The sequence below is a fragment of the Desulfotignum phosphitoxidans DSM 13687 genome, assembly GCF_000350545.1.
Lineage (GTDB): Bacteria > Desulfobacterota > Desulfobacteria > Desulfobacterales > Desulfobacteraceae > Desulfotignum > Desulfotignum phosphitoxidans.
Genome location: NZ_APJX01000003.1, coordinates 412,617 through 438,045, shown reverse-complemented (window position 1 = coordinate 438,045; position 25,429 = coordinate 412,617). Strand labels below are relative to the sequence as shown.

25 protein-coding genes are annotated in these 25,429 nt (G+C 53.1%); 14 read left to right on the top strand and 11 right to left on the bottom strand.

Annotated features, from left to right (window positions below):
* Positions 1-5: 5 nt before the first annotated feature.
* Entirely contained in the window at positions 6-1,421 is a 1,416-nt protein-coding gene (locus tag DPO_RS09470; RefSeq protein ID WP_006965632.1) for a trimethylamine methyltransferase family protein, read from the bottom strand.
* Between the two features lie 339 nt (positions 1,422-1,760).
* Between DPO_RS09470 and DPO_RS09465 the strand changes: the two genes are divergently transcribed.
* Entirely contained in the window at positions 1,761-4,301 is a 2,541-nt protein-coding gene (locus DPO_RS09465; protein WP_006965630.1) for a transporter substrate-binding domain-containing protein, read from the top strand.
* 22 nt (positions 4,302-4,323) lie between these two features.
* Entirely contained in the window at positions 4,324-5,721 is a 1,398-nt protein-coding gene (locus DPO_RS09460; protein WP_006965628.1) for a sigma-54-dependent transcriptional regulator, read from the top strand.
* Positions 5,722-5,735: 14 nt separating this feature from the next.
* Here DPO_RS09460 and DPO_RS09455 read toward each other — a convergent pair whose 3' ends face one another.
* From DPO_RS09455 to sixA, 3 genes are all read right to left on the bottom strand, one after another.
* Positions 5,736-6,158, bottom strand: coding sequence for a VOC family protein (locus DPO_RS09455; protein WP_006965626.1), 423 nt, complete (start codon positions 6,156-6,158; stop codon positions 5,736-5,738).
* Between the two features lie 184 nt (positions 6,159-6,342).
* Positions 6,343-6,993, bottom strand: coding sequence for a hypothetical protein (locus DPO_RS09450; protein ID WP_152427618.1), 651 nt, complete (start codon positions 6,991-6,993; stop codon positions 6,343-6,345).
* Between the two features lie 124 nt (positions 6,994-7,117).
* Positions 7,118-7,573 carry a phosphohistidine phosphatase SixA gene (sixA, locus tag DPO_RS09445; protein WP_006965622.1) on the bottom strand — a complete coding sequence of 152 codons (456 nt, stop codon included), beginning with the start codon at positions 7,571-7,573 and terminating at the stop codon, positions 7,118-7,120.
* Positions 7,574-7,842: 269 nt separating this feature from the next.
* On the opposite strand from sixA, the gene DPO_RS09440 reads away from it, so the two are divergent.
* The 5 genes from DPO_RS09440 to DPO_RS09420 all read left to right on the top strand — a co-directional run bounded on the left by DPO_RS09440 (position 7,843) and on the right by DPO_RS09420 (position 11,126).
* Positions 7,843-8,694 carry a DUF3883 domain-containing protein gene (locus tag DPO_RS09440; protein WP_006965620.1) on the top strand — a complete coding sequence of 284 codons (852 nt, stop codon included), beginning with the start codon at positions 7,843-7,845 and terminating at the stop codon, positions 8,692-8,694.
* Between the two features lie 132 nt (positions 8,695-8,826).
* Positions 8,827-9,663 (top strand): SAM-dependent methyltransferase, encoded by an 837-nt coding sequence (locus DPO_RS09435; RefSeq protein ID WP_006965618.1) that lies wholly within the window; start codon positions 8,827-8,829, stop codon positions 9,661-9,663.
* Positions 9,664-9,812: 149 nt separating this feature from the next.
* The gene (locus DPO_RS09430; protein WP_006965616.1) at positions 9,813-10,073 is read left to right on the top strand and encodes a type II toxin-antitoxin system RelE family toxin; all 261 of its coding nucleotides are present in this window, start codon (positions 9,813-9,815) and stop codon (positions 10,071-10,073) included.
* A complete protein-coding gene (locus DPO_RS09425; RefSeq protein WP_006965614.1) occupies positions 10,057-10,401 on the top strand; it encodes a helix-turn-helix domain-containing protein in 345 nt (114 codons plus the stop codon). The genes DPO_RS09430 and DPO_RS09425 overlap by 17 nt, the downstream gene beginning before the upstream one ends.
* 65 nt (positions 10,402-10,466) lie before the next feature.
* Positions 10,467-11,126, top strand: a complete 660-nt coding sequence (locus DPO_RS09420) for an MBL fold metallo-hydrolase (protein ID WP_006965612.1) — start codon at positions 10,467-10,469, stop codon at positions 11,124-11,126.
* Between the two features lie 89 nt (positions 11,127-11,215).
* On the opposite strand, the gene DPO_RS25535 is transcribed toward DPO_RS09420, so the two are convergent.
* Complete coding sequence (locus tag DPO_RS25535) at positions 11,216-11,362, bottom strand: hypothetical protein (RefSeq protein WP_160166908.1); 147 nt, start codon at positions 11,360-11,362, stop codon at positions 11,216-11,218.
* An 89-nt stretch (positions 11,363-11,451) separates the two neighbouring features.
* On the opposite strand from DPO_RS25535, the gene DPO_RS09415 reads away from it, so the two are divergent.
* Positions 11,452-11,661 (top strand): type II toxin-antitoxin system VapB family antitoxin, encoded by a 210-nt coding sequence (locus tag DPO_RS09415; RefSeq protein ID WP_006965610.1) that lies wholly within the window; start codon positions 11,452-11,454, stop codon positions 11,659-11,661.
* A 139-nt stretch (positions 11,662-11,800) separates the two neighbouring features.
* Here the strand turns inward: DPO_RS09415 and DPO_RS09410 are convergent, their stop codons facing one another.
* The 4 genes from DPO_RS09410 to DPO_RS09395 all read right to left on the bottom strand — a co-directional run bounded on the left by DPO_RS09410 (position 11,801) and on the right by DPO_RS09395 (position 16,497).
* Positions 11,801-12,283, bottom strand: coding sequence for a flavodoxin family protein (locus DPO_RS09410; protein ID WP_006965608.1), 483 nt, complete (start codon positions 12,281-12,283; stop codon positions 11,801-11,803).
* Between the two features lie 213 nt (positions 12,284-12,496).
* Positions 12,497-13,231 carry a DUF429 domain-containing protein gene (locus DPO_RS09405; RefSeq protein WP_006965606.1) on the bottom strand — a complete coding sequence of 245 codons (735 nt, stop codon included), beginning with the start codon at positions 13,229-13,231 and terminating at the stop codon, positions 12,497-12,499.
* A 6-nt stretch (positions 13,232-13,237) separates the two neighbouring features.
* Positions 13,238-15,730 carry a mechanosensitive ion channel family protein gene (locus tag DPO_RS23885; RefSeq protein ID WP_006965605.1) on the bottom strand — a complete coding sequence of 831 codons (2,493 nt, stop codon included), beginning with the start codon at positions 15,728-15,730 and terminating at the stop codon, positions 13,238-13,240.
* Complete coding sequence (locus DPO_RS09395) at positions 15,727-16,497, bottom strand: hypothetical protein (RefSeq protein WP_006965604.1); 771 nt, start codon at positions 16,495-16,497, stop codon at positions 15,727-15,729. Before DPO_RS09395 ends, DPO_RS23885 begins: the two co-directional genes overlap by 4 nt.
* Positions 16,498-16,670: 173 nt before the next feature.
* Between DPO_RS09395 and DPO_RS09390 the strand changes: the two genes are divergently transcribed.
* From DPO_RS09390 to DPO_RS09375, 4 genes are read left to right on the top strand one after another with little or no spacing between them, the layout of a single operon-like run.
* Positions 16,671-18,308, top strand: coding sequence for a B12-binding domain-containing radical SAM protein (locus DPO_RS09390; RefSeq protein WP_006965603.1), 1,638 nt, complete (start codon positions 16,671-16,673; stop codon positions 18,306-18,308).
* Between the two features lie 41 nt (positions 18,309-18,349).
* Entirely contained in the window at positions 18,350-19,462 is a 1,113-nt protein-coding gene (locus tag DPO_RS09385; RefSeq protein ID WP_006965602.1) for a 2-hydroxyacyl-CoA dehydratase subunit D, read from the top strand.
* Between the two features lie 15 nt (positions 19,463-19,477).
* Positions 19,478-20,713: a 2-hydroxyacyl-CoA dehydratase subunit D gene (locus DPO_RS09380; RefSeq protein ID WP_006965601.1), complete on the top strand. Its 1,236-nt coding sequence runs from the start codon at positions 19,478-19,480 to the stop codon at positions 20,711-20,713.
* On the top strand, positions 20,710-21,483 hold the full coding sequence (locus tag DPO_RS09375; RefSeq protein WP_006965600.1) for an acyl-CoA dehydratase activase: 774 nt from the start codon (positions 20,710-20,712) through the stop codon (positions 21,481-21,483). Before DPO_RS09380 ends, DPO_RS09375 begins: the two co-directional genes overlap by 4 nt.
* A gap of 30 nt (positions 21,484-21,513) precedes the next feature.
* On the opposite strand, the gene pstB is transcribed toward DPO_RS09375, so the two are convergent.
* Positions 21,514-22,359, bottom strand: a complete 846-nt coding sequence (pstB, locus tag DPO_RS09370; RefSeq protein WP_006965599.1) for a phosphate ABC transporter ATP-binding protein PstB — start codon at positions 22,357-22,359, stop codon at positions 21,514-21,516.
* Positions 22,360-22,592: 233 nt separating this feature from the next.
* Between pstB and DPO_RS09365 the strand changes: the two genes are divergently transcribed.
* On the top strand, positions 22,593-23,393 hold the full coding sequence (locus DPO_RS09365) for a metallophosphoesterase family protein (RefSeq protein WP_006965598.1): 801 nt from the start codon (positions 22,593-22,595) through the stop codon (positions 23,391-23,393).
* Positions 23,390-24,748, top strand: a complete 1,359-nt coding sequence (locus tag DPO_RS09360; protein WP_006965597.1) for a protein kinase domain-containing protein — start codon at positions 23,390-23,392, stop codon at positions 24,746-24,748. The genes DPO_RS09365 and DPO_RS09360 overlap by 4 nt, the downstream gene beginning before the upstream one ends.
* Here DPO_RS09360 and DPO_RS09355 read toward each other — a convergent pair.
* Positions 24,737-25,252 (bottom strand): hypothetical protein, encoded by a 516-nt coding sequence (locus tag DPO_RS09355; protein ID WP_006965596.1) that lies wholly within the window; start codon positions 25,250-25,252, stop codon positions 24,737-24,739. The two genes, DPO_RS09360 and DPO_RS09355, sit on opposite strands and share 12 nt — an antisense overlap.
* Between the last annotated feature and the right edge of the window lie 177 nt (positions 25,253-25,429).

The window sequence follows — 25,429 nt, the reverse complement described above, 5'->3', positions numbered from 1 at the left end:
CATGATTATTTTCCTTTTTCCACATAAGCGCTGAGGTCCTTTTCTATGGCCGGATCCATATCCGGCTTGACATAGGATTCAAGCCGCTTTTTGACATATTCAGATGCCCGGCCAACAATATTTCCGTTATCTTTTGCTTCCCAGTCTTCATACGTGCTTTTCCGGGTCAGCTGAGAGGGAAAAAAAGCGGTGCGGCAGTGTTTCGCAGTTTCCGGCTGCATCATGTAACTTCCGTTGCTGCCCACCCGGTGGATCAGTTCGGTGTTGATACTTTCCGCCGTGATCTCCAGGGGGGTTACCGCTTTTCGGATCATGCCGCACACCTCTTCGTCGATCACAAATTTTTCAAAGCTGGTGGCGGCATATGCCCCCAGAATACCGCAGGACTGGTGGATGAAATGCACCCCGGACAGCACCGGAGCCAACATGAGCAGGGCCGATTCCAGTCCTGACTGGGCATTGATGGAATAGGCATCGGTCAGGTTCCCCCCATACCTGCAGGGCAGTCCATAGTGATCCGCCATCTGTGCGGCAATTCCCACAAGCTGAAGGGATTCAGGCCCTCCCAGGCTGACCCCGCCGGTGCGCATATCCGACGCGCAGGAAGTGCCCCCGGTGACACAGGGAACACCCGGATGAATGAGCTGGGCCAGAACAATTCCGGACAGGCTTTCCGCAAGTTCAAGAGCGGCGGTTCCCGCAATGCTGATGGGACCCGTAATGCCGGCAAGCACCATGGATGAAATCAGCAGGGCCTGGCCGTGTTTAGCAAACGCCATCAGTCCTTCCAGGGTATCTCCGCTGTAGGACAGCGGTGATAACGGGTTGACCGAAACAATGGATACTGGGTGTTCCAGGTGTGTGATGTCCTGACCCCATACAATGGATGCCATCCGGGCCATCTCCTGTCCGTTTCTTTTCAGACAAGGATTGGATATCAACGGCATGTCCGTCAGGGTCAGGCACGCGGCCAGAGTCCGGGTATCCGCCTCTTCCGAAGGGTATTCGGCCGGAACGGCCATGGAGCCGGCCACCAGATTCAGATATGGGGAGGTCTGCACCAGTTTGCAGAAATTTTCCTGATCCTTCAGGGTCCCGGTCCGGCGCCCCCCGTCGGCATCGATCACGAACGGGGCGGCCCAGGCCGGGCCGAACGCAAAATGGTCCCCGCCGATACGTACATTGTTTATGGGCTTTCTGGCCTGGATGGTAAATTCTTCAGGCACGGTTTTCAGCGCGTCGAGCACCTGTTTCTCTGTCAGAAATACCTTTTCTCCATCTGTTCTGACTCCGTGGCGTTTAAAGATCTCTACCGCTTCAGGCGCCTTGAAAGACACGCCCGTGTTGCCCAGGATCTGCATGCAGGCATCATGGACGGTCTGAATCTCTTTATCAGTGAGGGGTTGTAATCGATTTTTCATGATAAATTATCTCCTCTTTGTTTACCGGTTGTTCATTTGACAACCCAATATGAGCAATTGATGTGCCAGTGCAGCCCTTTTTAAAAAAATGCTTTTATTTCAAAAGTTTAACTTGAATCTGCCGGCCGGACTCTATGACCGAACCACTCTGTGATTGAGAAAATCCTTAAAAGTTTGAATGGAAAATTGAGAAAATTATCAAATCATGGACCCGCCTCAGCGCTGATGATCCGGAAAAATCCTGTGATAAAGGGACATTTCATTAATTTAAAACCATGGCGGTTTGTGGTATGGATATTGGAAGAACAGGTTCAGTGAATTGAACGTCAGGAGCGCCGCATGAATAACAGACAACCCATATTTCGTTTTTTTGCCGTCACAGGGTTGATCATTTTTTCAATCCTGGGGCAGACCGGTTTCTGTGAAAACTCCATTCTTTCTGCCGCAGTGCCTCAGTTGACCCCGGAGGAACAGGCCTGGCTCTCCCATCATGACGGCCGTATCCGCCTGGCCCATACACCGGACTGGCCTCCCATGGATTTTTTGGATGAAAGCGGCACCCCCACGGGGATGGCCGCGGATTATGTCCGTGTGATCGAAAAAAAACTGGATTTCAAATTCAGGATGGTGCCGGTTAAATCCTGGAGCGAGATGCTGGCACGCGCCAGGGAAGGCACCATCGATGTGATCAGTGCCGGACAGGAGACCGAGGACCGGAAAAAATTTATGACCTGGTCCACGCCGTTTCTGAATCTGAAAACCACCATTATTGTCCGAAAACAAAACACCATGAAGCTCTGCCTGGATCAGATGCGGGGAATGAGAATCGGAGTGGCCCGGCAGTATGCCGTGGGGGAATTTATCCGGCAGCAGTATCCATACCTGACCATGGTGGATGTATCCAATCCCCTGGAAGGCATTCGAATGGTATCTTTCGGGGAACTGGATGCCATGATTACCGAAGTCCCCAATGCCCTGTACATCATTGAAACCGAAAAAATCACCAACCTGCGCCTGGCCGGGGACACCGGGTTTGAATTGAAACACGGCATGGGAATCCGCAAAGACTGGCCTGTCTTCAGCCGTATCATTGAAAAAACTCTGGCATCCATTACTCAAGACGAACACAATGACATTTACCGCCGCTGGGTGAAACTGCATACCCAAAGCGTTTTCCAGACCCGGACATTCTGGTACTCGGTGCTGGGAACGGCTGCGGTGATCATGCTGGTTATGGGAACTGTGGTCACCTGGAATATCCAGCTCAAGCGCCAGGTGAATCAGCGCACGGAAGCGCTTCGGCGTAACGAAACAGGGCTGGAGGCCCTGCTGGCCCTCAATGAACAGCCCCATGGTTCCATTCAAGCCATCGTTGAATTTGCCTTCCGCCAGATGCTGGAACTGACCCAAAGCCGTTTTGGATACCTGTCTTTTCGGAACCAGGACGGCATCACCCATGTGCTGGATTCATCAAACTCTGAAAACGGAAAACAATTTTATACTCTGGAAAAAAGCAAGGGCTTTACAACAGGCACCAAAGGGTTGTGGGGGGATGCGGTCCGGCTGAGCAGGCCGGTCATCTCCAATGACTATGCGGTATCCAATCCAGACTGCCGGGGACTGCCCGAAGGCTGCAAACATATCACGCGGTACATGAATGTGCCCATCTTCAAGGATAATGAGATCGTGGTGCTGGCCGGCATGGGCAACAAACCCACGGACTATACCGCCTCTGACCTGCGACAGCTCAGTCTGCTGGCCCATGGCATGTGGCGGATGATCCAGCGGAAAACAGCGGAACATGCCATGTTGAAAAGCGAAAAACGATTCAATGATTTGGTGGAACACTCCCCCAACGCCATTGCCATTGTCCGGGAGAACCAAGTGGTGTACAAAAACGCCAACCATACCGCTTTAATCGGGGACCTGAACCTGCTGGATCCATCCAAAGTCGAGAGACTCCACCCGGATGACCTGCCCGGAGTCATTTCCTTTTTTGACCAGATCGTCAGAAATGATCTGACCCATTCCGAGGTGGCGTTCCGGTTTTTTAGAGAAAAACCCGGTTTGGGTAAAGGCCGCATGAAATGGGTATCCTGCATTGCCACCCCCATTGAGTACAATGACCGGGATGCATTTCTGCTGATTTTCATTGACATGACCGAAGAAAAACGGCTGCAGCACCTGTTGACCATACAGGACAAAATGGCATCACTGGGTCAGGTATCTGCCGGCATTGCCCATGAAATTCGAAACCCCCTTTCAGGCATCAACATCCATCTGGATATCATTGAAAAATTTTTTCATGACCCGAACAAGGCTGATAAAACCGTTACTTCCATTCAGGCGGTCCGGTCCGCTTCCCACAAAATCGAACTGGTGATCCGGCGGGTCATGAATTTTGCCAAACCCACGGAACCCCGGTTTGACCGAATTCAAATCAATGATCCGGTCAAAGAGGCGATCAAACTGACTCGGGTGACATTGAACAAAAAAGGAATTGATATTATAGATGACCTGGAAGACGGCCTGCCGGAGTGTTTTGCCGAACCCCACCTCATGGAAGAGCTGATATTGAATCTGATCAACAACGCCTCGGACGCCTTTTCCGGCATCAAAAGCAACGGGGTGATAAAAGTGACATCCACCTGCCGGAACCACCGGATCCGCCTGACAGTCGAGGACAACGGCCCCGGCATTGACCAAAACCAGAAGCAAAAAATTTTCGACCCGTTTTTTACAACCAAGAAAAACAGCACGGGTATCGGTTTGAGCCTCTGCCACCGGATTGTCACCGATCACCGGGGAGAATTGACGGCCGGCGAATCAGAACTGGGCGGGGCCGCATTCACGATAGAAATTCCGGCTCAACCGGTTTGACCCGCCTGCATCAGGAGGAACCATGTCAGACAACACCCTGTTCATCGTGGATGATGAAAAAACCATTCGGGACGGGATTAAAGCGTTTTTCGAGGATGAATACCGGATATTTGCGTATGATTCAGCCGAAACAGGGCTGGATGCCCTGCAAGTGTACCACCCGGACCTGGTGCTTCTGGATATCGGCCTGCCGGGAATGAACGGCATAGAAGCTTTGAAGCATATTCGAGCCGTGCGCCCCGATGTGCTGGTGGTCATGATCACCGCCTATGAGGATATCACTTCGGTGATTGAATGCATGAAGCTGGGTGCCTATGATTACATTGTCAAGCCCCTCCACATGGAGGGGCTCGGGGTGACCATTGCCAATGCCCTGGAAACCCTGCGGCTCAGAAAAGAGATCAAATCCCTTCAGGAAAATCAGCTCCGGGATCAGGCCCCTTTTTTTATCGGCGAAAGCCAGGTGATCCACGACATCATGGCGTATATCGAAAAGGTGGCGAAGAGTCCAGACACCCCTGTGCTGATACAGGGGGAAACCGGAACCGGCAAGGAACTTATGGCCAGTACGATCCATCACCGAAGCCCGAATTTTGCCGGCCCGCTTATAACTGTCAATTGCGCGGCCATCCCCGGTGAACTGATTGAAAGTGAGCTGTTCGGTTATGAAAAAGGGGCGTTCAGCGGTGCCAGTGCCACCGGTAAAAAAGGGCTGATTGAAATGGCTGACAAAGGCACTTTGTTTCTGGATGAGATCGGTGACCTGAGTCTGGATGCCCAGGCCAAACTGCTCAGGTTCATGGAGCAGGGAGAATTCTACAAAGTAGGGGGAACCCGCAGGAAGAAAGTGTTCACCCGGGTCGTCTCCGCCACCAACAAGGACCTGGAAATGATGGTGGAAACCAATCAGTTTCGAGAAGATCTTTACTACCGTATCAGTGTGGTCAAAATCCAGGTGCCGTCTCTTAGCCAGCGGCCCGAAGATCTGAAATTGTTTGCGGATTATTTTCTGAAACTGTTCAATCAGAAATTTGACCGGAACCTGATGGGGATCAGTCCGTCCGCATGGGCGTTGATGGAAACCCATCCCTGGAAAGGGAATGTCAGGGAGATGAAAAACATAATGGAAAGTGGGGTTCTCACCGCCGAAGGACCCGAGCTGACACCCGGGGACCTGGGATTGGATGGCAGGAATTCCAGGAAAGCGGAAAGACACCAGTCCCTACTGCCATTGAAGCCACTAACCCAGGAAGGGGTGGACCTGAACGCCATTCGCTTCCGCCTGGATGCCTTTTATTTCACCCAGGCCATGAAACTGGCCGACGGCAATGAAAGCCGGGCCGCAAGACTGCTCAACCTGAAACACCATGTCTTCCGATATCAGTACAAACAGTTTCTGGCGCAGCAGGAAAACACCTGAATTGACGAAGAACCTCAATCAACAGGGTCACTGGTCCCTTTATCATCAATCAGTTCCAGCAGGACCCCGTTCATTTTTTTAGGATGGATAAAGGAAAACTCGCCGTCACGAAACGGCCTGGCCCCGCCAATGAATGGATAGTCTTTTTCTTCCAGCTCGGCCATGGCCTCCCGGGTGTTGGCCACATTCAAACTGACCACCATCACGCCTTCGCCGTTTTTTTCGATGAATTTTGCCACATCCCCGTCCGGGGTCAACGATTCCATGAGTTCAAACCCCACCTCACCAACCCAGTATCGCACCACCTTGATTTTTTCCGGCTCATCAACGTAGGCATCATCGGGCCCGGTTTTTCCCAGGACCGGTTCCCAGATTCTGCGGGCCTGATCCAGATCCTTGACCGCAATGCAGATGTGATCGATTTTGTTGATTTTCAATTCATGCCTCCCGGGCAAAAGATGTCATCCCACTGCTCCAGGAAGCATCCTTTTTTTTCTGTTTTCTTCAGGTAAAAATATTACCGGGTTATCGGCTGTTTGACAAGCGTTGTCTATATATATGGCACACTCGGCCGTATTCGCTACAGACTGACGACTGACTGAATCAAGCATATGGAGTCGATCACTGTATCTGGGTGACAGTTGTCATGGGAGACCCTGGCGGTCCACTTGGCCCTTTGAATTGTAAAAAAACCCCTTCCGGCACGGAGAACCAGTAATCGCTCTTCCAGAAGTGTGACAAAAGCCCTGTCAACGACAGCTTGATTCTCACTGCCTTTTTCATGACCCCATTCACATCGATCGTTTCCGATCCTTGTTTGACTGCTTTGATTTTATGGACAGTCAGTGTGTCGGATCGGATGGTCCAGAACACTGTTTCCCGGTCCGTCGATACAGCAAACCCGCGTAAAGACAGTGAAGATGCCTGATACCAGTCAGTACCGTCGATTGGTATCGTCTTGTTCACAGGATCTCCCCGAAACCGCCCGGAAATGGAGATGGACGCTCCTGTTCGCACAGCAGTGAAATCAGACAGACCGTTTTTTTCCGTCACATGCCAGCGATGTGTATCGTAATCCAGGCCGGTCGTTGTGACATGGCGCTCAAACGGCGACAAATAGGTCAGAATGAATGTATCCGCTTTTTCCAGGGTCCATGTGACCTTTTTGACCGCTTCCCCGGTCTGCTCGATGTAGGTGTGAGTTTCATGGGGATGGGATGATGCGGCCGGAGCGGCCCGGACAATCAATAAGCCGCAACAGGCTGATACCACGCACAATATCCAGAAAGACAAGCAAAATAGTTGTTTCATATCCGGTAAGAATATCATTCAACTATTTGCACACAGTTACATTTCCATTTGCTTTGTATTTTTAACCGCGCTCCCGGACAAACCATCACCCGATGTGCGGATTCAGGGTCCACTTGATATACCAGCCATTCTCATCCCGGTCCAGGCACACAATGCCGGAATTCTGGAACCGGATGACGTTCAGGTCCGGGTTCCCGGCCGTCAGAAAGGAGACCAGCCGTTCCATATAGGGCAGATGCCCCACGATCATGATATTGGATTCCGGATCGATCCGTGTCCCCAGATCCGCGACATCGTCGATGGGACCGATGCCGTCCACCTGTTCCAGGGGTGCATCCTTCTTCAAAATATCCCTGAAAATTCCTGCGGTCTGTTCAGCCCGGGTTTTGCCGCTGTGCACGATTTTGGACACCGGCACCTGGTACATCTTTGCCACGTCGGCAATTTTCATGGTTTCCTGCCGGCCCGTGTCAGACAATCCTTTGGCCGGGTCCTTTTCCTTTGGCAAACTTTTTCCGTGCTGTACCAGATACACCGCCATGAAATCCTCCTTTTTCCGATTTTTATTCGATTCCAAATCTTAGCGGGTTATCGGCTGTTTGACAAGAGATGGCGCTATTATCAAAAAAACGGACTCCTTTCTATCCGGAATCCGATGGAATATCCCTTTACATGCCCGGAAATTGTTGATAAGCAGTTTTTCATTCAGGCGCTGCCGGATCAAAGATGGACAAACAAATCAAAATTCCATCTTTGACTGCATATACAAGGAGCAATGTCCTATGCCAATAATGGATTCCAAGGTCAGCTATGGCTGAAAACTGGTCAGAACATGAAGTACAGGCCGCGGTTGAGGACTATTTCAACATGCTCCGCCTGGAGCTGACCGGTCAAAAGTTTAACAAAACTGAGCATCGCCGGACGTTGTTAAAACGATTGAAAAAACGATCCCACGGATCTATTGAACTCAAACACCAAAATATTTCCGCAGTTTTGATTGAAATGGGGATCCCATACATTGATGGCTACAAGCCCCGCTCAAATTATCAGCGAAGTTTACTGCCGAACGTTATAACCGATTTTCTCGTCAATTACCCCGAATTTCAGACTTTATTTCAAGAAGATTCTCAGATGGTACCTGCCATACCAACAGTAGAAGATTTTCTGGCAGCAATGGAATCACCGCCAAAAAGAGAAGAAAAAACTAATTCCGTCGGCGTCGCAGAACACAGTAAAATTTTCAATCCAGTGGGTGTAAATTATCTGGAAAAAGAGTCAAGAAATCAGTCTCTTGGGAATGCCGGCGAACAATTCGTCATCAATTTTGAACGGGCCAGGCTGATACATGCCGGCAAAGGGTTTCTATCGGAACGTGTTGAACAAATATCCGTGACAAAGGGACCTTCTGCCGGATTTGATATTCTATCATTTGAGAAAAACGGCACTGACCGATACATAGAGGCGAAAACAACCAAATATGGCAAGAACACGCCGTTCTTCATCACACCGAATGAATTGACGTTTTCCCAAAAAAATGCGTCCCGGTATCATTTATACCGAATCTTTAAATTCCGAGAAACACCACGCTTGTTTTCTCTCCAGGGGTATCTTGAAGATCATTGTGTTCTCAACCCCTCACAGTTCCTGGCGAAACCGGCATGACCAGGGCTTTGACAATTTTTTTTAGAAATGCATCTATTTCGGCACATGCATGAACCGCTTTGTTTTCAGAACCTGGGCGATACTGTAAACACTGCATTCAACAATACAATCAACCAAAACATGAGATGAAAAATGGACCCGATGGAAATGGATCGATTGTTGAACAAAAAAGAGTTTCCCCGGTCCACCCGGTACGACACGGACTGGATGCTGGACAACCAGATGGGACCCAATGCCGTGTGGCTGGCGGAATGGCTGTGTGAGGTCCTGCCCCTGGAACCGGGCATGCGGGTTTTGGATCTGGGGTGCGGCCGGGCCATGACCAGTATTTTTCTGGCAAAGGAGTTTGACGTCCAGGTGTGGGCCACGGACCTGTGGATCACCCCGGACCACAACTGGCAGCGGGTGGTCCGGGCCGGGGTTGCCGACAAGGTGTTTCCCCTGCGGTCGGAGGCCCATGCATTCCCCTTTCCGGCAGAATTTTTCGATGCCGTGGTGTCCATTGATGCGTACCAGTATTTTGGCACGGATGTGCTGTACCTGGGATATCTGAGCCGGTTTCTTAAACCCGGCGGGATGCTGGGGGTGGTGATGCCGGCACTGATGCAGAAGATGGGGGCGGTCATCCCGGATCATCTGACCCGGCCCCAGGCCAACGGCAAGGTGTTCTGGGAAGACGGGTGCCGCAGCTTCAAAACCGCTGACTGGTGGCATAAATTGTGGGCCGGGGACAGCAGCGTCACGGATGTCCGGATGGAAACCCTGCCCGATGGCTGGCGGCATTGGCGGGATTTTGAAACCGCCCTGGAGGTGGCCGGTAAAAGCATTTTCCCGTCTGATGCCCAGGCACTGGACCTGGACCAGGGACGGTATATCGGGTTTGTCCGGGGAACGGCCCGGCGGACCCGGACCGAATCCATGAACCTGTATGACCCTGCCATCGGCGCCCGTGTAGGAGTGGACCAGTAGCCGGACCGGAATCCGGGTACCAAAAGAGCGCGTGCGGCGGTTTATCGAGGAACACCGGGAGATGGATTGATTTTAGGTGTTGGTTTTTAACTATAACATATTATAATTTTAAATTGACGATAAGCCATAACATATTATAATATAAATTCATGAAAACTATCACCTGGAAAAACAGAGCCAGGAAGCAACTGAAAAAAATTCCGAAAAACTACAGGCTCAAAATACTTGACAGTGTCTCAAGGCTGAAGGATTTTCCAGCATGTGACGACCTCGACATTATACACCTGACAAACCACAGATATGGATATCGGCTGCGTATCGCCCGGTACAGGGTGTTTTTTGACAACAAAGAAACCCTTAAAATAATTGAAATTCAAGAGGTGAAAAAGCGTGATGACCGAACATACTGAAACACAAATCATTGAATACGGCGGCAAACCCGCCTTTGCCGTCATCCCCTGGGAGGAATACCAGCACCTCATCAACAACCAAATGGACCCGGACGAAGCAGACGTTGAATTCCCCCATGAAGTGGTGGCGGCAAACGTGATGGGGGACAGCCTCATAAAGGCGTGGCGGGAATACCTGGGATTCACCCAGGAGGAACTGGCCACAAAAGCCGGCATTCAGCAGCCGGCACTGGCCCGGATGGAAAAACCGGATGCCAGGCCCCGGACCGGTACGCTGAAAAAACTGGCCGAGGCCATGGGACTCTCAGTTGAGCAGTTGCGGGATTGACCAGCGAAAAAGGGGCGTTGATGAAAAATCATCCTTGGAAAGGGAATGTCAGGGAGATAAAAAAAATGAAACAGATCATAGACACTGTCTGGCATGTGGGCGACAGCGGCTGTTCAGTCTATGTGGTGGACACCGAAAGTGATGAGGGGCTGGTGCTGATCGATGCCGGCATGGATCTGGACCTGATCAAAGGGATCGAGATCAGCGGCCTGAAGTTTGAAGATATCCGGCACTGTATCCTGACCCATTGCCACATCGACCATACGGCTGCCTGTGCCGGGCTGGCAAAGCGTCTGCCGGGAATCCGGTTCTATGCCCATACACTGGATGCAGCCCCCATTGAAGAACCCGGCCATGACGGACGTACTGCGGCCGACTGGTATGGGATCTCTTATGAACCGATATCCCTGCATGAGCGATTGGACGACGACACAACACTCACCATTGGCAGCATGGATTTTCACTGCCTGCACATCCCCGGCCATACACCGGGGTCCATTGCCGTGGTGGTGGAAACGGCCGGCCAAAAAGTGCTGTTCGGCCAGGACCTGCACGGGCCTTTCAATGACGATTTCCTGTCTAACCTGGCTGATTACCGCAGATCCATGGACCGGCTGTTGACACTGGAGGCGGATATCCTGTGTGAGGGACATTACGGCATTTTTCAGCCAAAGGCGCAGGTGCGGCAGTTTATCGAGGAACACCGGGAGAGGCACCTGCGTTGAATGACACCCTGAAAAACACCCGGGTTCGAATCTGCTGTTCCATTTTTTCAGCGACTTGCCGGCATTCAAGTGCCTTGAACCGGTCAAAATCATCCGCATTTACCACCGCCTGTGATCAGACCATAAATTGAGGCCAGACGCGCTTCTGCGCCACCTGAAAGACCGTAAAACCGTTCAAAAAATCGCTGTTTACGCGTTTTGCTATTTGTGGCAAAACGCGTAAACACTGCTGGCATGTGATCGGATTCCTGCATGCAAAATATAATTATTTCCAATTGACTTTTTATGCATAATTTATTATTTTTTATGCATCAGGAGGTGTCGTATGAGAACCACTTTGGATTTACCTGAAGACTTGTTGAACCAAGCAATGCAGGTCACAAACATCAGGACAAAAACAAAAGTCATTACCGTAGCCCTGGAGGAACTGGTGAGGAAATCAAAAATTTCCGCATTGAAAAAATTCAAGGGCAAGGTGGATTTGGATATTGATCTGGATGTCTTGAGAGATCGCAACAGATGCAGACATATCTGAATGTCACACTTTACTGAGCGACAAAACCCATCGGTTTGAGCAGGACAGGTGGCGTTACGAGTAACGCCACCTTTGCAACCGTGTTTCATCCATCACATCAAGGGCATTCAGCTTTGACATAGCCCGGGTCGGAGGCGCATCACAGCGCTTTTTTCAACGCGGCCTTCAATTCGGCGATATCCTGATCATCCGGATGGCCCACGGCATCGTCCGCCTCATGGAGCCAGGGCGGGGGCGCGTCTTTTTGTTTGATCTTTTCCAGGACCTTGGGATTGACCTCGCCCTGGCAGGAGTAGGTGCCGATGACAGTGGCGCCGTTCACCAGGCTGACGGCGTATTCCATGGCCCCCCTGGCATGATCGGAGCCCTTGGCCGCCCCGTGGGTCGCAAAAAAGAACATCTTTGCAGTCGTTCTGCACGCCTTTAGAAACGCTTCAGTTTTGGGATCCGGTTTGCCTGCCTGAAGCCAGAACCCTACAGCCACCAGGTCATACGCCAGGTCTCCGGACGGGGCCTGGTCTATGGCACACAGTTCTTTTTCCCCTTCCAGGCTGTCATACACGGCCGTGGCCAGTTTTCTGGTGTTTCCGGACTGACTGGCATATACAATCAAAGATTTCATCGGTTTTCTCCTTTTGACAGGGTTTTGGCACATATTGACTCCACCGCTACAATCCGGTCGGATTCAGTCAAATCGGCCGGCTGGAGTATTATCCAGCAACATTCATGCCATAGATCTGGATCAACGGCAGGTCAATGACTGAACAATGATTCTGAACAGTGAAGGCGCCCTGAAAAAAAACCTGGATGGCCAACAACGGGAGGTCGACAAGGCTTACCGGACAGGGCCGGCGTTGTCCGGATCCGCGTACACGATCTGCATGGGCAGGCCGCAGGAATCGGTTTCCGGCACGGCCGGAAGGGAAACGAGATGATCCTTGAACAAGGCTGAGACCGCGCCGCACAGGGCATCCAGGATATCATCCACCCCGGCCTGGTTTCGGGGAAACCGCTTTGCCGCTTCCGAGAGGATGGCCGGGGAACAGGAAGCGTATCGGGACAGGATTTCCAGCCGTTCTTCCCGGCCGGCCCGATTTTTTTTGGAATGTGTCAGCGGCACAAACCGGTTCAGGGCCAGAAATCCCAGTTCCGGATGAAATTCTCTGATATCCAGCCCCCGGCCCACCCCCCGGATGAAACCATCCAGTTCCCTGATTTTGGGCATGAGGTGATAGGTCTGCTTAGACAAGCGGCGGCCGGTGACGGCCTGATTGAGATCACTGGCCGCCAGATAATCCTTTTCAGCCAGGCTCTGCCGGCAGGGGGCCGGAAATATGCTGGACCCTCTTTTTTTCAACAGTTTTCGGGCAGCTTTATCGCATTGCCGTTCATGGGGACCGTTCTCCTTCAGCCCGATGGGCATGTCGATGAACACGACGGCATCGGCGCTTTCCGGCAATTCTGTCCATTCTTCAATGGTTTTCAGGATACCGGACCCATGGGACCCATCCGAATGCAGCCAAACCTGGCACCACCCGCCCCTGCATCCGTCGATGCCGACATAGTTCACGGCCGGTCATGCCTTCATGTGAATGTCTCTTTGGGGGAAGGGGATCTCTACGCTGTTTTCCCTGAAAAGGCGATCGATCTCAAACCGCAGGCGGGTTTCCGCTGTCAGAAAATCATTGATAGTGGACCAGAACCGGAGCCGGAAATCCAGTGAGCTCTCCCCGAAATCGATGAACTGAACCACTGCTTTTCTGGGATACTGCACCACCTCTTTCACATGGTCCGCCGCCTCCAGCAGAAGTTGTTCCACCAGCGCGGTATCCGATCCATAAGCCACCCCCACCAGCAGGTCCCGCCGTATGTAAGGATCTCTGTGGCTCCAGTTGGTGACCCGGGAACTGATAAACTCGGAATTGGGGATGATCAACGTGGAGTTGTCATAGGTCTGGACCAGGGTGGACCGGACATTGATCTTCAACACCTCCCCCCAGGTGCCGCCCACTTCCACCACATCCCCCACCTGGATGGGCCGCTCAAACAGCAGGATCAACCCGCTGATGAAATTGTTGAAAATATTCTGAAGCCCGAACCCCAGCCCGATACTCAAGGCCCCGAACACCACGGCCAGAGAGGTGGTGTTCAGCCCGAAGGCCGTGAGACTGAGCAGAATGCCCAAAGCCCAGACAACATACCCGCTCAAGGTGAGGATGGATTCCCTGGCCCCGGTGGAAAGGCCGCTTTTTTTCAGAATCTTTTCCGCCATCACCTGCTTCCAGATCTGGACAATGGCATAGGTCGTCAAAATGACCACAAACGCAAACATGAGACCTGAAAAACTCAACTGAAATTTTCCCAGGCTGTATTCACGGGTGACCACGTTGGACAAAAACGGGAAAATGCGGTCCCCGGCCCCCCAGGAAAATACCAGGGCCACAAAGACCAGCACCCCGATGATCAGGTAGATCCCGTTGGACAGAATCCAGTAGAAGGGATAGGAGACGCCATGGGTATTCCCGGTTTCCGGTTCCACAGCCTGTTTGAATGTCTGGTCCACATCCTGGATCGAGTAGATTAAAAGCAAAGTGACGCTGGCCACGGCAATGGTGATCCCCCAGGAAATGTACCAGTAAGCCGCCAGAAAGCTGTATCCCGCAATATCCGCCATCAGGCCGGCCACAGCACAGGTCTTGAAAAACAGCCCGGTGCCCCGCACATACCGGGGAGGGGGATCGATCTGATCAATGTCCCGGAAAAAAAGAAACACGCCCGCAATCAAAAGCAGCTCAAATGAGAAAAACAACGGAGACAGCAATGCACTTTTAAAAGAGATGAACCGGTGAATGAACAGGAGCAGAAACGCGAAAATCCGAATTCCCCAGATGAAAAAAGGCTGCCATTTGAGTACCACGGCCAGGATCTGTGCCGGTTTTCCCTCAACGGCCAGACGCACCGCCACCCGGGTCACCCGGGTCAGAAGCACCACCACCAGCAGCGGCTGGAGAAACTGGATCAGGTCCGGAAACACCGTGTTGAAACCGGTCCGGGACAAAACAAAAACAATGCCCAGCCCGATCAGCAACGGCAGGCAGTCCTGGATCAGAAGCAATGGATATCCGATCCGCTGCCGGGTCAGCGAGACAAACCGCGGCTGGCTGCGGAGCACGGCCATGCCCCTGAAACCGGCAACCGCGGCCAGACACAACCCGGCAAAGACCATGACATCAAAACCCGCTGTCTGACTTTTCATCAAAGACCATTTTTCACGGAACACGGACGGGTTCAGCCAGCCGGCCATCTTTTTGACCGCCTGGATCAGTTCCTGTTTAAACACAGTGACCTGCCACAGACTGTAAGGCTTGTCGATCCGCTGTAACAGACGTCCCCCCTCTTTTTTTGCAATTTCCTGTTTCAACCGGTCGCGCATCTGTTCAAATGCATCCAAAGCGTTTTGATTGATCGATTCCTGGTCGGACAGGACCTCGAGAATGGCTTTGAGGATGGCCTGTTTTTTTTCCAGCACCGACTGGTATTCCCGGTACTCTTTGACAACGGAGGCTTCCTGATCAGTTAAACGGCCGGCTTCTCCGCGCACCTGATCCAGCATCGCGGCCCGTTCCGTGGTGGACAGCAGGGTCTGTCGAAATTTGTCGGAGCGCTGGCGGACGATCTGAAGCCGGTTCTGAATCAGAGACAGGGACAGATCGATCTCCTCCATCCCCTTTTCAAGCTCGGAAATCCCGATGCCTGACATGATGACCAGGTTTTTCAAAAAGGTCATCCGTGTCTGATAAATCTTGTTCTGGCGCTCATCCTCTTCCAGATTCCGGGTTTCAGCCACCAGTTCCGACTCGAGCCCGGCAATGTCTTTTTGCGTCTGTTCCATGGCCTGTAAAAACTGGGCTTCCATCTGCTGGACTTCGGAGACGTTGCCGGCATTTTCCTCGACCCCGGCCGCAGCCACGATCCCTTCCGTCATGAAAAAAAGAACCCCGGTCAGAATCAACGACAGGATGGACAGATATCTCATGGCCAAATACAGTTTGTTAGTGTGCCGGTTCAATGGTCCCCCCCTTTGTCTTCCAGCAGCCGGGCACCCTGCCGTGCCTCGATGGCCAGCCGGTCCCGGTTTTTTTGAATTTCAGATTGCTGCTCAATGATGGCGATCTTGGTTTTATAGGACAAAAATGCCTGAATGATGACATAGATGCCCCCCACCAGGACCAGGCTCAGCAACACCCATTTGAGTTGTGAAATGGTCTGATAACTGATTTTGCCGATGGTTATCAACAGGTCCGGCACCATCCAGAAAAGAAACGCCGCGACAATTACTGTGGCCCCCAAAGAATAGATATTCAATCGCCCCAGTGTTGAAAACATTTTTTCAAACCGGGTTTCCTCAAAATCAAATTCCCGGTGATCTGAATCACTTTTATCCGGTGTTTTTTTCCTGAAAAGAAACACATCTTCAAACACCCGGACCACAAAGGCGACAAACAGGATCAAAAGCAACGGCACACAGATGGACAACGCAACCCAGGTTCGGGTGGGAAACGGTTTTTCCACCAGGGTCCGGGCCACGGTAAATCCCTCATCCTTGAAATTTTCTATGCCGGACACCCGCCTGAATTCAGCCAGGGCATCGGCATTGTAAATATCTTCATACACAAGGGTCTGGCTGGCATCATACACAGTGACCCGGGTCTGATTGGCCGCAGTCACCATACAGGCCACCAGAATACCGAACTCAATCATGGCAAAAACCGTGATGATATAAACCAATCCGGGAATCCGTTTTTCAACCAGTTTTCGCAGTTTCTGTTCACTCATGGGTCAGGATTTTCCTTGGTTCATCCAAATATCCGGACATTTTCCCATATTTCGGGTTGATTTGAAAGCCTGTTTTTGTCTGTTGAGCTCCCTGGAAAAAGGTGCTATTAGATTCCGTTTTCCTGATCAGGAAAAATTCAACCATACAACCGGTAACAGGAGAAGATTTCGGAATGCGCGTGGTTCTCGTTTTTCCGCCCCGGGCCAGTGCCACCTACATGCCTTTGGGCATCGCCTCTCTGGCCTCTTATATTGAATCAACCGTGCCCGGGTCTCTGGTCCGGCTGATGGATCTGAATCTGGCCGCCTGGATTCATCTGGCACAAGGAGACGTTCAGGGCAGGGACCTGCTTGATTTTGTCCGGGGTCACCAGGGCCGGTTTACCGATCCTGATCAGACCCTGGCTGTCAAGTCCATCTGGGACCAGCTCCGGCAGGAGATGACCCGGCTGGGCCGCCAGGCGGAAACATTACTGGCCACCGGTGAAACGCTGCCTGGTCTGCACACGCTGCTGGACCGCCAGGTTCGATCAATCCTGGCGGATGATCCCGAACTGGTGGGAATCTCGGTGCTGTTCCCGGAACAGGTGCCGTTTGCCGCGGCCCTGGCACGGGTTCTGAAGCAGGCAATTGAAGAAACCGCCGTCCCCCCGTGCCGGATCGTGATGGGCGGGGCCATGATGTCGGCCCTGTCCGTGCCGGACCTGATGACGGGTGTGCCTGAAATCGATGGTGTGGTCTGCGGGGAGGGGGAAGAAGCGGCAGCCGATCTGTGTGCCGGGACTGCCTGGCCCGATATTCCCGGACTGATTTTCCGGCTGGGAGACACCCTTCAAATCAATCCCGGATCCCGGACCATATCGCTGAAACAGGTGCCGGCCCCGGATTTTTCAAAACTGCCCATACCCGATTATTTCAACCCCGTGCCCGTGCTGCCCGTGCTGTTTTCCAGAGGGTGTGCCTGGCGCAAATGCCGGTTCTGCGCCCACAATTTCTCATTCAGCGGATACCGCAGAAAGCCGGTGGACATCTTTGTATCGGAACTGGAACACTACAGCCGAACCCTGGGCGTGACCCATTTTTATTCAGCAGATGAATACATCCTGCCCGCAGATATGGATGCCATCTGTGAAGAGATCCTGGCCAGGCGGTTGTCCATTTTTTTTCATATCCTGGGCAAACCCACGGCCGACTGCACGCCGGGCCGCCTGGCCCTGTGGTCCGCCGCCGGATGCAAGTGGATCGGGTGGGGCATTGAATCCGGTTCCCAGCGCCTGCTGGATCTGATCAACAAAGGCACCTGTGTCACAGACATCCAGCGCGTGATCAAGGACTCGGCGGCTGCCGGCATCTCCAACCTGGGACTGATGATTTTCGGACTTCCCTCTTCCACGGATGCGGACATGGACCAGACCCTGGCATTTTTAAGCGATGTGTACGAGGATCTGGCCGGTTTGACCGCCAGTGCCTTTGTCTTGTTCGACAAAACCCATTTTGCCAGAAACGCCGGCAGATACGGCCTGAAGATTGACGGTCCCGTTGATTTGTTTCACAGCAATCACACAGCGGTCAAATCCGGCCGACTGAAGTTCCGGGAACAGGCTGAAGACGGATCCTACAGAGCCCCCAAAGGCGCGGTGGAGGTTGCCCGGTGGCAGCAATACCGCCGATGGCTTGGCGAAGTACCCCTGAAGGAGCAGTTGCCCCCGGAGCATGTATTGATTCATGTCACGTCTGCTTTGACTTCTCCATCAATGTCCGATATAACACCCGTCAGGCAGGAACATCCCGGCCGGATCCCCGGGATATGACGCATCTTTTTTGAGCCGACAAAAAAAGGAGATCTCCGGGCATGAAGGAAATAAAGCGCTTTCATGAGGCCGCAAGCCAACTTGCAGACACGGCGGCCCGCATCCGCCGGACGGGCCGGAAAATCATTGGATACCCGTGCTCCTATGCCCCGGAAGAACTCATCCATGCGGCCGGGTGTCACCCCATGCGCCTGTTTTCTTCCGGACACGGCATCGTTCAGGCGGAAAACCACTTGCAGTCCTACTGCTGCTCCGTGGTCCGGGGTATTTTAGAAGACAGCCTGGCCGGCCGGCTGGATTTTCTGGACGGCACCATGTTTCCCCACACCTGTGATTCCATGCAGCGGCTCAGCGATATCTGGCGCATGAACGGGGCATACGAATTCTTTGCCGACCTGGCACTGCCCGCAAAACTCAACACCCCAAACAGCGCCGTGTATATGGAATCCGTGCTGGCCCGGTGCAAAGCCGATCTGGAAACCGCCCTGAAAATATCCATCACAGATGCGGATCTGGCCGCATCTATTGCCCTGTTCAACCGGATCCGCACCCATCTGTCTACCATCCATGATTTTTATTCCCGGCATCCCGGACAGATCCGGGGATCTGACATGAACGCCCTGGTCAAGGGGGCCATGATCATGGACAGAGATGAAGCCGCCGCCCTTCTGGCGGATGTGGCGGCATCGCTCCGGCATATGCCCGTGCCGGACACGCCCGTCACGCGGGTGGTCCTGTCCGGGTCGGTCTGTGACATCCCGGATCTGTTCGATGCCGTGGAAGCGGCCGGCGGGGCCGTGGTGGGCGATGATCTGTGCACGGGACAGCGTTGGTTTGACGGACAGGTGGCTGAAGACCAGCCGCCCCTGACGGCCCTGGCTAACCGGTACCGGGAACGGGTGATCTGCCCTTCCAAACACGCGGGCCTCACCACCCGGGCCGACCATCTGATTTCCCTTGTGAACAAGACCCGGGCACACGGGGTCCTGTTTGTGATGCTCAAGTTCTGCGATCCCCATGCCTTTGATTACCCATATCTCAAGGAATGCCTGGATGCAAAAGGCATCAGAAGCATGGCCCTGGAAATGGATGAGGGGTACCGGAATCAGGGCCAGTTCTCCACCCGGATCGAAACCTTTATTCACATGCTGTAACCCGAGGATTTTCCCATGTCCGACACCCCTTCGCCCCCCCCGAAAATCATGGCCGCCAAAAAAATGCGGGATCTGATGACCACCTATTATCTGGAGGCGTTAAGCGCGGCCCAGAACCACCGCCAGGTGGCCTGGATCACCTCCGGCGGACCCGTGGAACCCCTGGTGGCCATGGATATCATTCCCGTGTATCCGGAAAATCACGGGGCCATGATCGGGTCCGCCAAAATGGGGGAAGACCTGTGCGCCAAAGCCGAAGACATGGGATACAGCGGTGATCTGTGCGCTTATGCCCGGTCCGATATCGCCTGCGCCGTGGTCAAAGGGGGACCCATCGGCGGGCTGCCCAAACCGGACATGCTCATCTGCTGCAACAATATCTGCGGCACGGTCCTGAAATGGTATGAAATCCAGGCCAGATATTTCCAGGTGCCGCTGTTCATCTTCGACACCCCGGTCTGCCACACCGGGTACACGCCTGAGATCGCCGCATATGTCAAAACCCAGGTAAATGAATATATCGCGTTTCTCGAACAGGTGTCCGGGAAAAAAATGGACCCGGCCAGAATGAATGCCGTGGGCAAACTCTCATATGAAGGCCAGCGCCTGTGGCAGCAGGTCCTGAACACCACGGCCCACAAGCCCTCCCCCATGTCCGCGTTTGACGCATTTTTCTTTCTGGCGCTGATCGTGACCTTGCGGGGAACCCAGATCGCTGTGGATTTTTACAAAGAACTGATCGCTGAGCTGGAACAGCGGATCAAAGACGGCATCGGCGTGGTACCGGATGAAACATACCGGCTGCTGTGGGACAACCTGCCCGTGTGGCACCGGCTCAAATGGCTGTCTGACCGGTTTTCCGCCCATCAGGCATGTCTGGTGGCAGACACCTATACCTCGGCCTGGTGCGGGGCGTTAAAGTATATGGACGAAAACAATTTTCTGGATTCCATGGCTGAAGCCTACACCCGGATCTACCTGAACATCGGGGTGGATGAAATGGCTGAAGAGGTGCTGAAAATGATCCGGTTTTACGATATCCACGGTCTGGTCATGCACTCCAACCGGTCCTGCAAGCCCTATTCCTTCGGCCAGATGGACATCATGCGGATTGTCCGGGAAAAAACCGGGATCCCCGTGCTCATGATCGAAGCGGACATGGTGGACCCCAGAAGCTTTTCCGAATCCCAGATAGAGACAAGGATCGATGCATTCATGGAAATCGTCAAGCACAAGGCGGGCCGGTCATGATTTTTGCCGGCATCGATATCGGTTCCAACACGGCCAAGGCAGCCTTGATCCAGGACCGGGCCATTATAGGCGTCCGGGTGATTCCCACGGGATACCATCACCTGAAGGCCGGCACCCGGGTGTTTGAAGATCTGCTGGATCAAACCGGACTGTCCCGGTCCGACATCCGGGCCATTGTGTCCACAGGATACGGCCGGGCCAGCATCGATTTTGCCGACAAAGCCATGACCGAAATCCTCTGCCACGGGGCCGGGGCTCATTTTCTGGATCCGGATATCCGGGGGATCATCGATGTGGGGGGCCAGGACAGCAAAGCCATTGCCTTAGATGACCAGGGGCAGGTGGACAATTTTGCCATGAACGACAAGTGCGCCGCCGGCACGGGCCGGTTTCTGGAGGTGATGGCCAATGCCCTGGAAGTGTCACTGGACCAGATGGGGGAGGTGGGCCTGACCGCGGACCACCCCTCAAAAATCAGCAGCATCTGCACCGTGTTTGCCGAATCCGAGGTCATCTCCATGATCGCCCGGCAGGAAAAAAGAGAAAATATCATCGCGGGCATCCATCAGGCCGCCGCAGCCCGGGTGGCGATTCTGGCCGCAAAGATCCGCATCCAGCGTCCTGTCATGATGACCGGGGGGGTGGCCAAAAATCCCGGCATGATCGCAGCCCTGGAAACACAGCTGAACCAGGCTTTGATCCTCTCCCCATACTGCCAGGAAACCGGGGCCATCGGCGCGGCCGTGCTGGCATCCCGGCTGCCGGCATGATGCCGGTTCACAGAAAATTTTGATCCGGAACTAACCGAACCGGCCGGTGATGTAATCCTGGGTCAGCTGGTGCAACGGATTGAGAAAAATCTGTTCCGTGGGGCCGATTTCGATGAGATCTCCCAGGTGAAAATAGGCGGTGCGCTGGGAAATCCGGGAAGCCTGCTGCATGGAATGGGTGACAATGGCAATGGAATATTCCTGCCTGAGTTCCTCGATGAGTTCTTCAATAATGGCCGTGGCAATGGGATCCAGGGCCGAGCAGGGTTCATCCATGAGAATCACTTCCGGATTCACGGCAATGGTTCTGGCAATGCACAACCGCTGCTGCTGCCCGCCGGAAAGCCCCGTGCCGGGCTGATTCAGGCGGTCTTTGACCTCGTTCCACAGACCGGCCCGGACCAGGGATTTTTCCACCAGTTCTTCGGTCTCGCTTTTATTGGTCACCAGCCCGTGAATCCGGGGGGCGTACGCCACATTGTCAAAAATGGATTTGGGAAACGGATTGGGTTTCTGAAACACCATGCCTACCCGGGCTCGCAAAGGCACCACATCCACATCTTTGTCATAGATATTTTTGCCGTCCAGATAGATGCGGCCGTCCACCTTACAGCCTTCGATGGTGTCGTTCATGCGGTTGAGGCACCGGATGAACGTGGATTTTCCGCATCCGGACGGACCGATCATGGCAATGACCTCGTTGTCTCCGATGTCCAGGGACACGGAATTGATGGCTTTGGTAGCGCCGTTGTCATAAAAGACACTGACCTGTTCACACCGCATTTTAAAATTGTCCACCTGGTTTTCTCCCACCGTGTTCCGGTTGTCCTTGGGAACCAGCCGGTGGGAGCGCTTGGGAGCGGCGTTTTTTTCCATATGTTTTAAATCCATCACAGGGTTTTTTATGTTAATCTTTATCTTGAAACGACCGGCCGATCTTTACCGGCTGATTGTAATTGCCTCCTGCTCAACAGTGACGATCGTGACTATAAATGATCTGCGTTAGATTGTTTTTAATTTTCTGTTAGGAACAGGTTAGGACCTGCAACCAATTGTTTTTTCTGATATACTGATAATCCACAGAATGATGAATAAAAAGGACCCGATATATGAAACTGGCCATTCTGTCTGACATTCACGGAAACCTGGAAGCGTTCCAGGCCGTGCTCGATGCCATCGCCCCCCTTTCGATCGATACGGTCATCTCTTTAGGGGACAATATCGGTTACGGCCCGGATTCCGAAGCCGTGGCAGCGCTGATCAGAGAACGGAAAATCGCTTCAGTACTGGGAAACCATGAAATGGCTGTCAAAAACAACCAGAACCTGGCCTGGTTCAACCCTGTGGCAAAACGCGCACTGGCCATCGCTCAATCCCAGCTCACAGATGCATCTGTGGCCTGGATAAAGCAGCTGCCCCGATATCTGGTCACCGCCGGACTTCGTTTCGTCCATGGGGTCCCGCCGGATTCTGCCTTTCTGTATCTGTTCCAGCTGCCTGAAAACAAGCTGATCCAAAAACTGGCCCGCGCAGACGAATCTGTCTGTTTTGTGGGACATACCCATGAACTGGGGATCATTTCTTTGGACGGCATCCGCCTTGAAAAAGAAAGTCCCGCCCCCGGAACATATCTGCTGGATCCTGCCAAAAAATATATCATCAATGCCGGCAGTGTGGGGCAGCCCAGAGACGGCACGCCCGGGGCCAAATTTGTCCTGTTTGACACCCAAACCCTTGAATTGACGGTCAAGTCTGTGTCATACCCCTTTGAAAACACCCAAAAGAAAATCATTGCCGCCGGTATTCCTAAGATGTATGCCGACCGGCTGGCCCCGGGAGGTCATCCATCAGGAAGCGTTGATCCATTAAAAAACGTGGATTCATCAGGAGACAAAGGAAACGGACAATGAAAAAAATCGGCCGATACACCATCACCGGGCTTCTGGGCAAAGGCGGGATGGGCAAGGTCTTTAAAGTCACCTATCCCGTGACCGGCAAGGTGGCGGCCTTGAAACTGCTGGATCCCTCCCCGTTGCTGGCGGAACTGACGGCCCCGAAGGATCTGAAAGAACAGTTCACCCGGGAAGCCGTGATCATGGCATCCATCCGCCATCCCCATGTGGTGGATATCCTGGATTTCTGCCAGACCGACGGCCAGCTCTACTATCTCATGGATTTTTTCTGCACCCGCCTGGGCACCCTGATGGGAGAGTGGGGCGAAGCGGAACAGACCCGGGTCATTCCCATTGACAAAGCGATCCATTATGCGGCCCAGACCCTTAAAGGGCTGCAATGTCTTCACTTTTTTCATATCATTCACAAAGACATCAAGCCGGCCAATATTTTGATCACAGATGAGGATACCGTTAAAATCTGTGATTTCGGATTGTCCTCACGCCGGGGCGAACGGCAGGACCGGCATGCCGGCATCCGGGTGGGTTCTCCGTTTTATGCGGCACCGGAGCAGGAAAAAAATCCGGATCAGGTGGATGTCACCGCAGATATCTATTCCACGGGCGTGATGCTGTATAAAATGCTGACCGGGCAGCTCCCGGAAAAAGACGCGCCTGCCGTGTCTCGCCTGAACCCGGATCTGGGTGATAACTGGGATCGGTTTCTGGCCTGCGCCATGCATGCAGATCCCGCCAAACGGTTTCAGAGCGCAAACGCCATGGCCCGGCACCTGGAAAACCTGGCCCGGGCCTGGGAAGAAAAAAAAGAAGCCATCTGCGCCATGCCGGCATTTTTTGAAACCAATCCGGACGGCGGCGGTACAAATTGGGGGAAACCCGGTCCGGTCCGGTCCACACCAGCAAAGGTTCCCTTGAAACAGGCCCAAGACTGTTTCAAACTGAACCGGTTCATGCAGCCGGTTCACTATCCCCCAGACGTATTGAAGCGAATTGGAAACCATCTGGTACAGGATTCCAGCACCGGCCTGACCTGGCAGCAGTCCGGCACGGCATTTCCCGTTACCTGGCACCAGGCAAAAGATTTTGTGGACCGGTTGAACGCTCAGGCATTCTGCGGATACTCAGACTGGCGTCTGCCCACGATCCATGAGCTTCTCACCCTGGCCAGGCCTGCGAAAAAAGATCGGGATCACTGTATTTCGTCCCTGTTTGACGTCGAACAAAAACGATTGTGGAGTGTGGATAAAAGTACGTTTGTGTCTGCCTGGTATATGGATCTGGAGATGGGATTTGTGGAAAGAAGCGATCTGACCGGTTTTTATCACGCCAAAGCGGTCCGGTCAGGCAGCTGAAGCCGGCTTGAGTTTTTTCTTGATCCTGGACCAGGCCACCCGCAAACAAATATAAATCAGGATGAACGGGGCCGTGAAACTCAGTTCTATCCCCCCGGCCCAGGCCGGCATGGTAAAACCGATATTCCCGAACCGCTGGTCCAGCCAGGCCACGGCAAAAAACGCCGGCCACAAGGCTGCCATGCCCATGGCCATCAGCAGGAAAAAAGATTTGCCATAGGCTTCATTGGCCAGTTTATTGATGCCTTTGTAGGCTTTTTCATCCCCGGCCTGTTTGGCTTTCATGGACTGTTCATGGTAATACATGGTGTCATCCAGGTTGGTGGACACGGCAGACCGGTTGATCTTACCTGCAATGGCCAGGGTGATCTCCCCGATGAGCACGGCCCAGGCCGCCAGGCAGAACGTCCCCACCCACCACCCGGCCATGGGATTGTCAAACAGCCGGTAAGGGAAAATCAACACCGGATCGATAAACGTCAGTATGCCCTGTATGGAATCCATATCCCTCACAAAAAATAACCCCCTGCCGGAGGCTGAATATTTTTCAATAATACCTGTCCTGTGGCCTGAGAGACCACAACAAATAATGAAACTATACGCTTAACACTTAACACTTTCATAAAAATAACAACGGGTGATCAGAGACCGGAGAACTGCCGTTCCCTGAACACCCGTTGA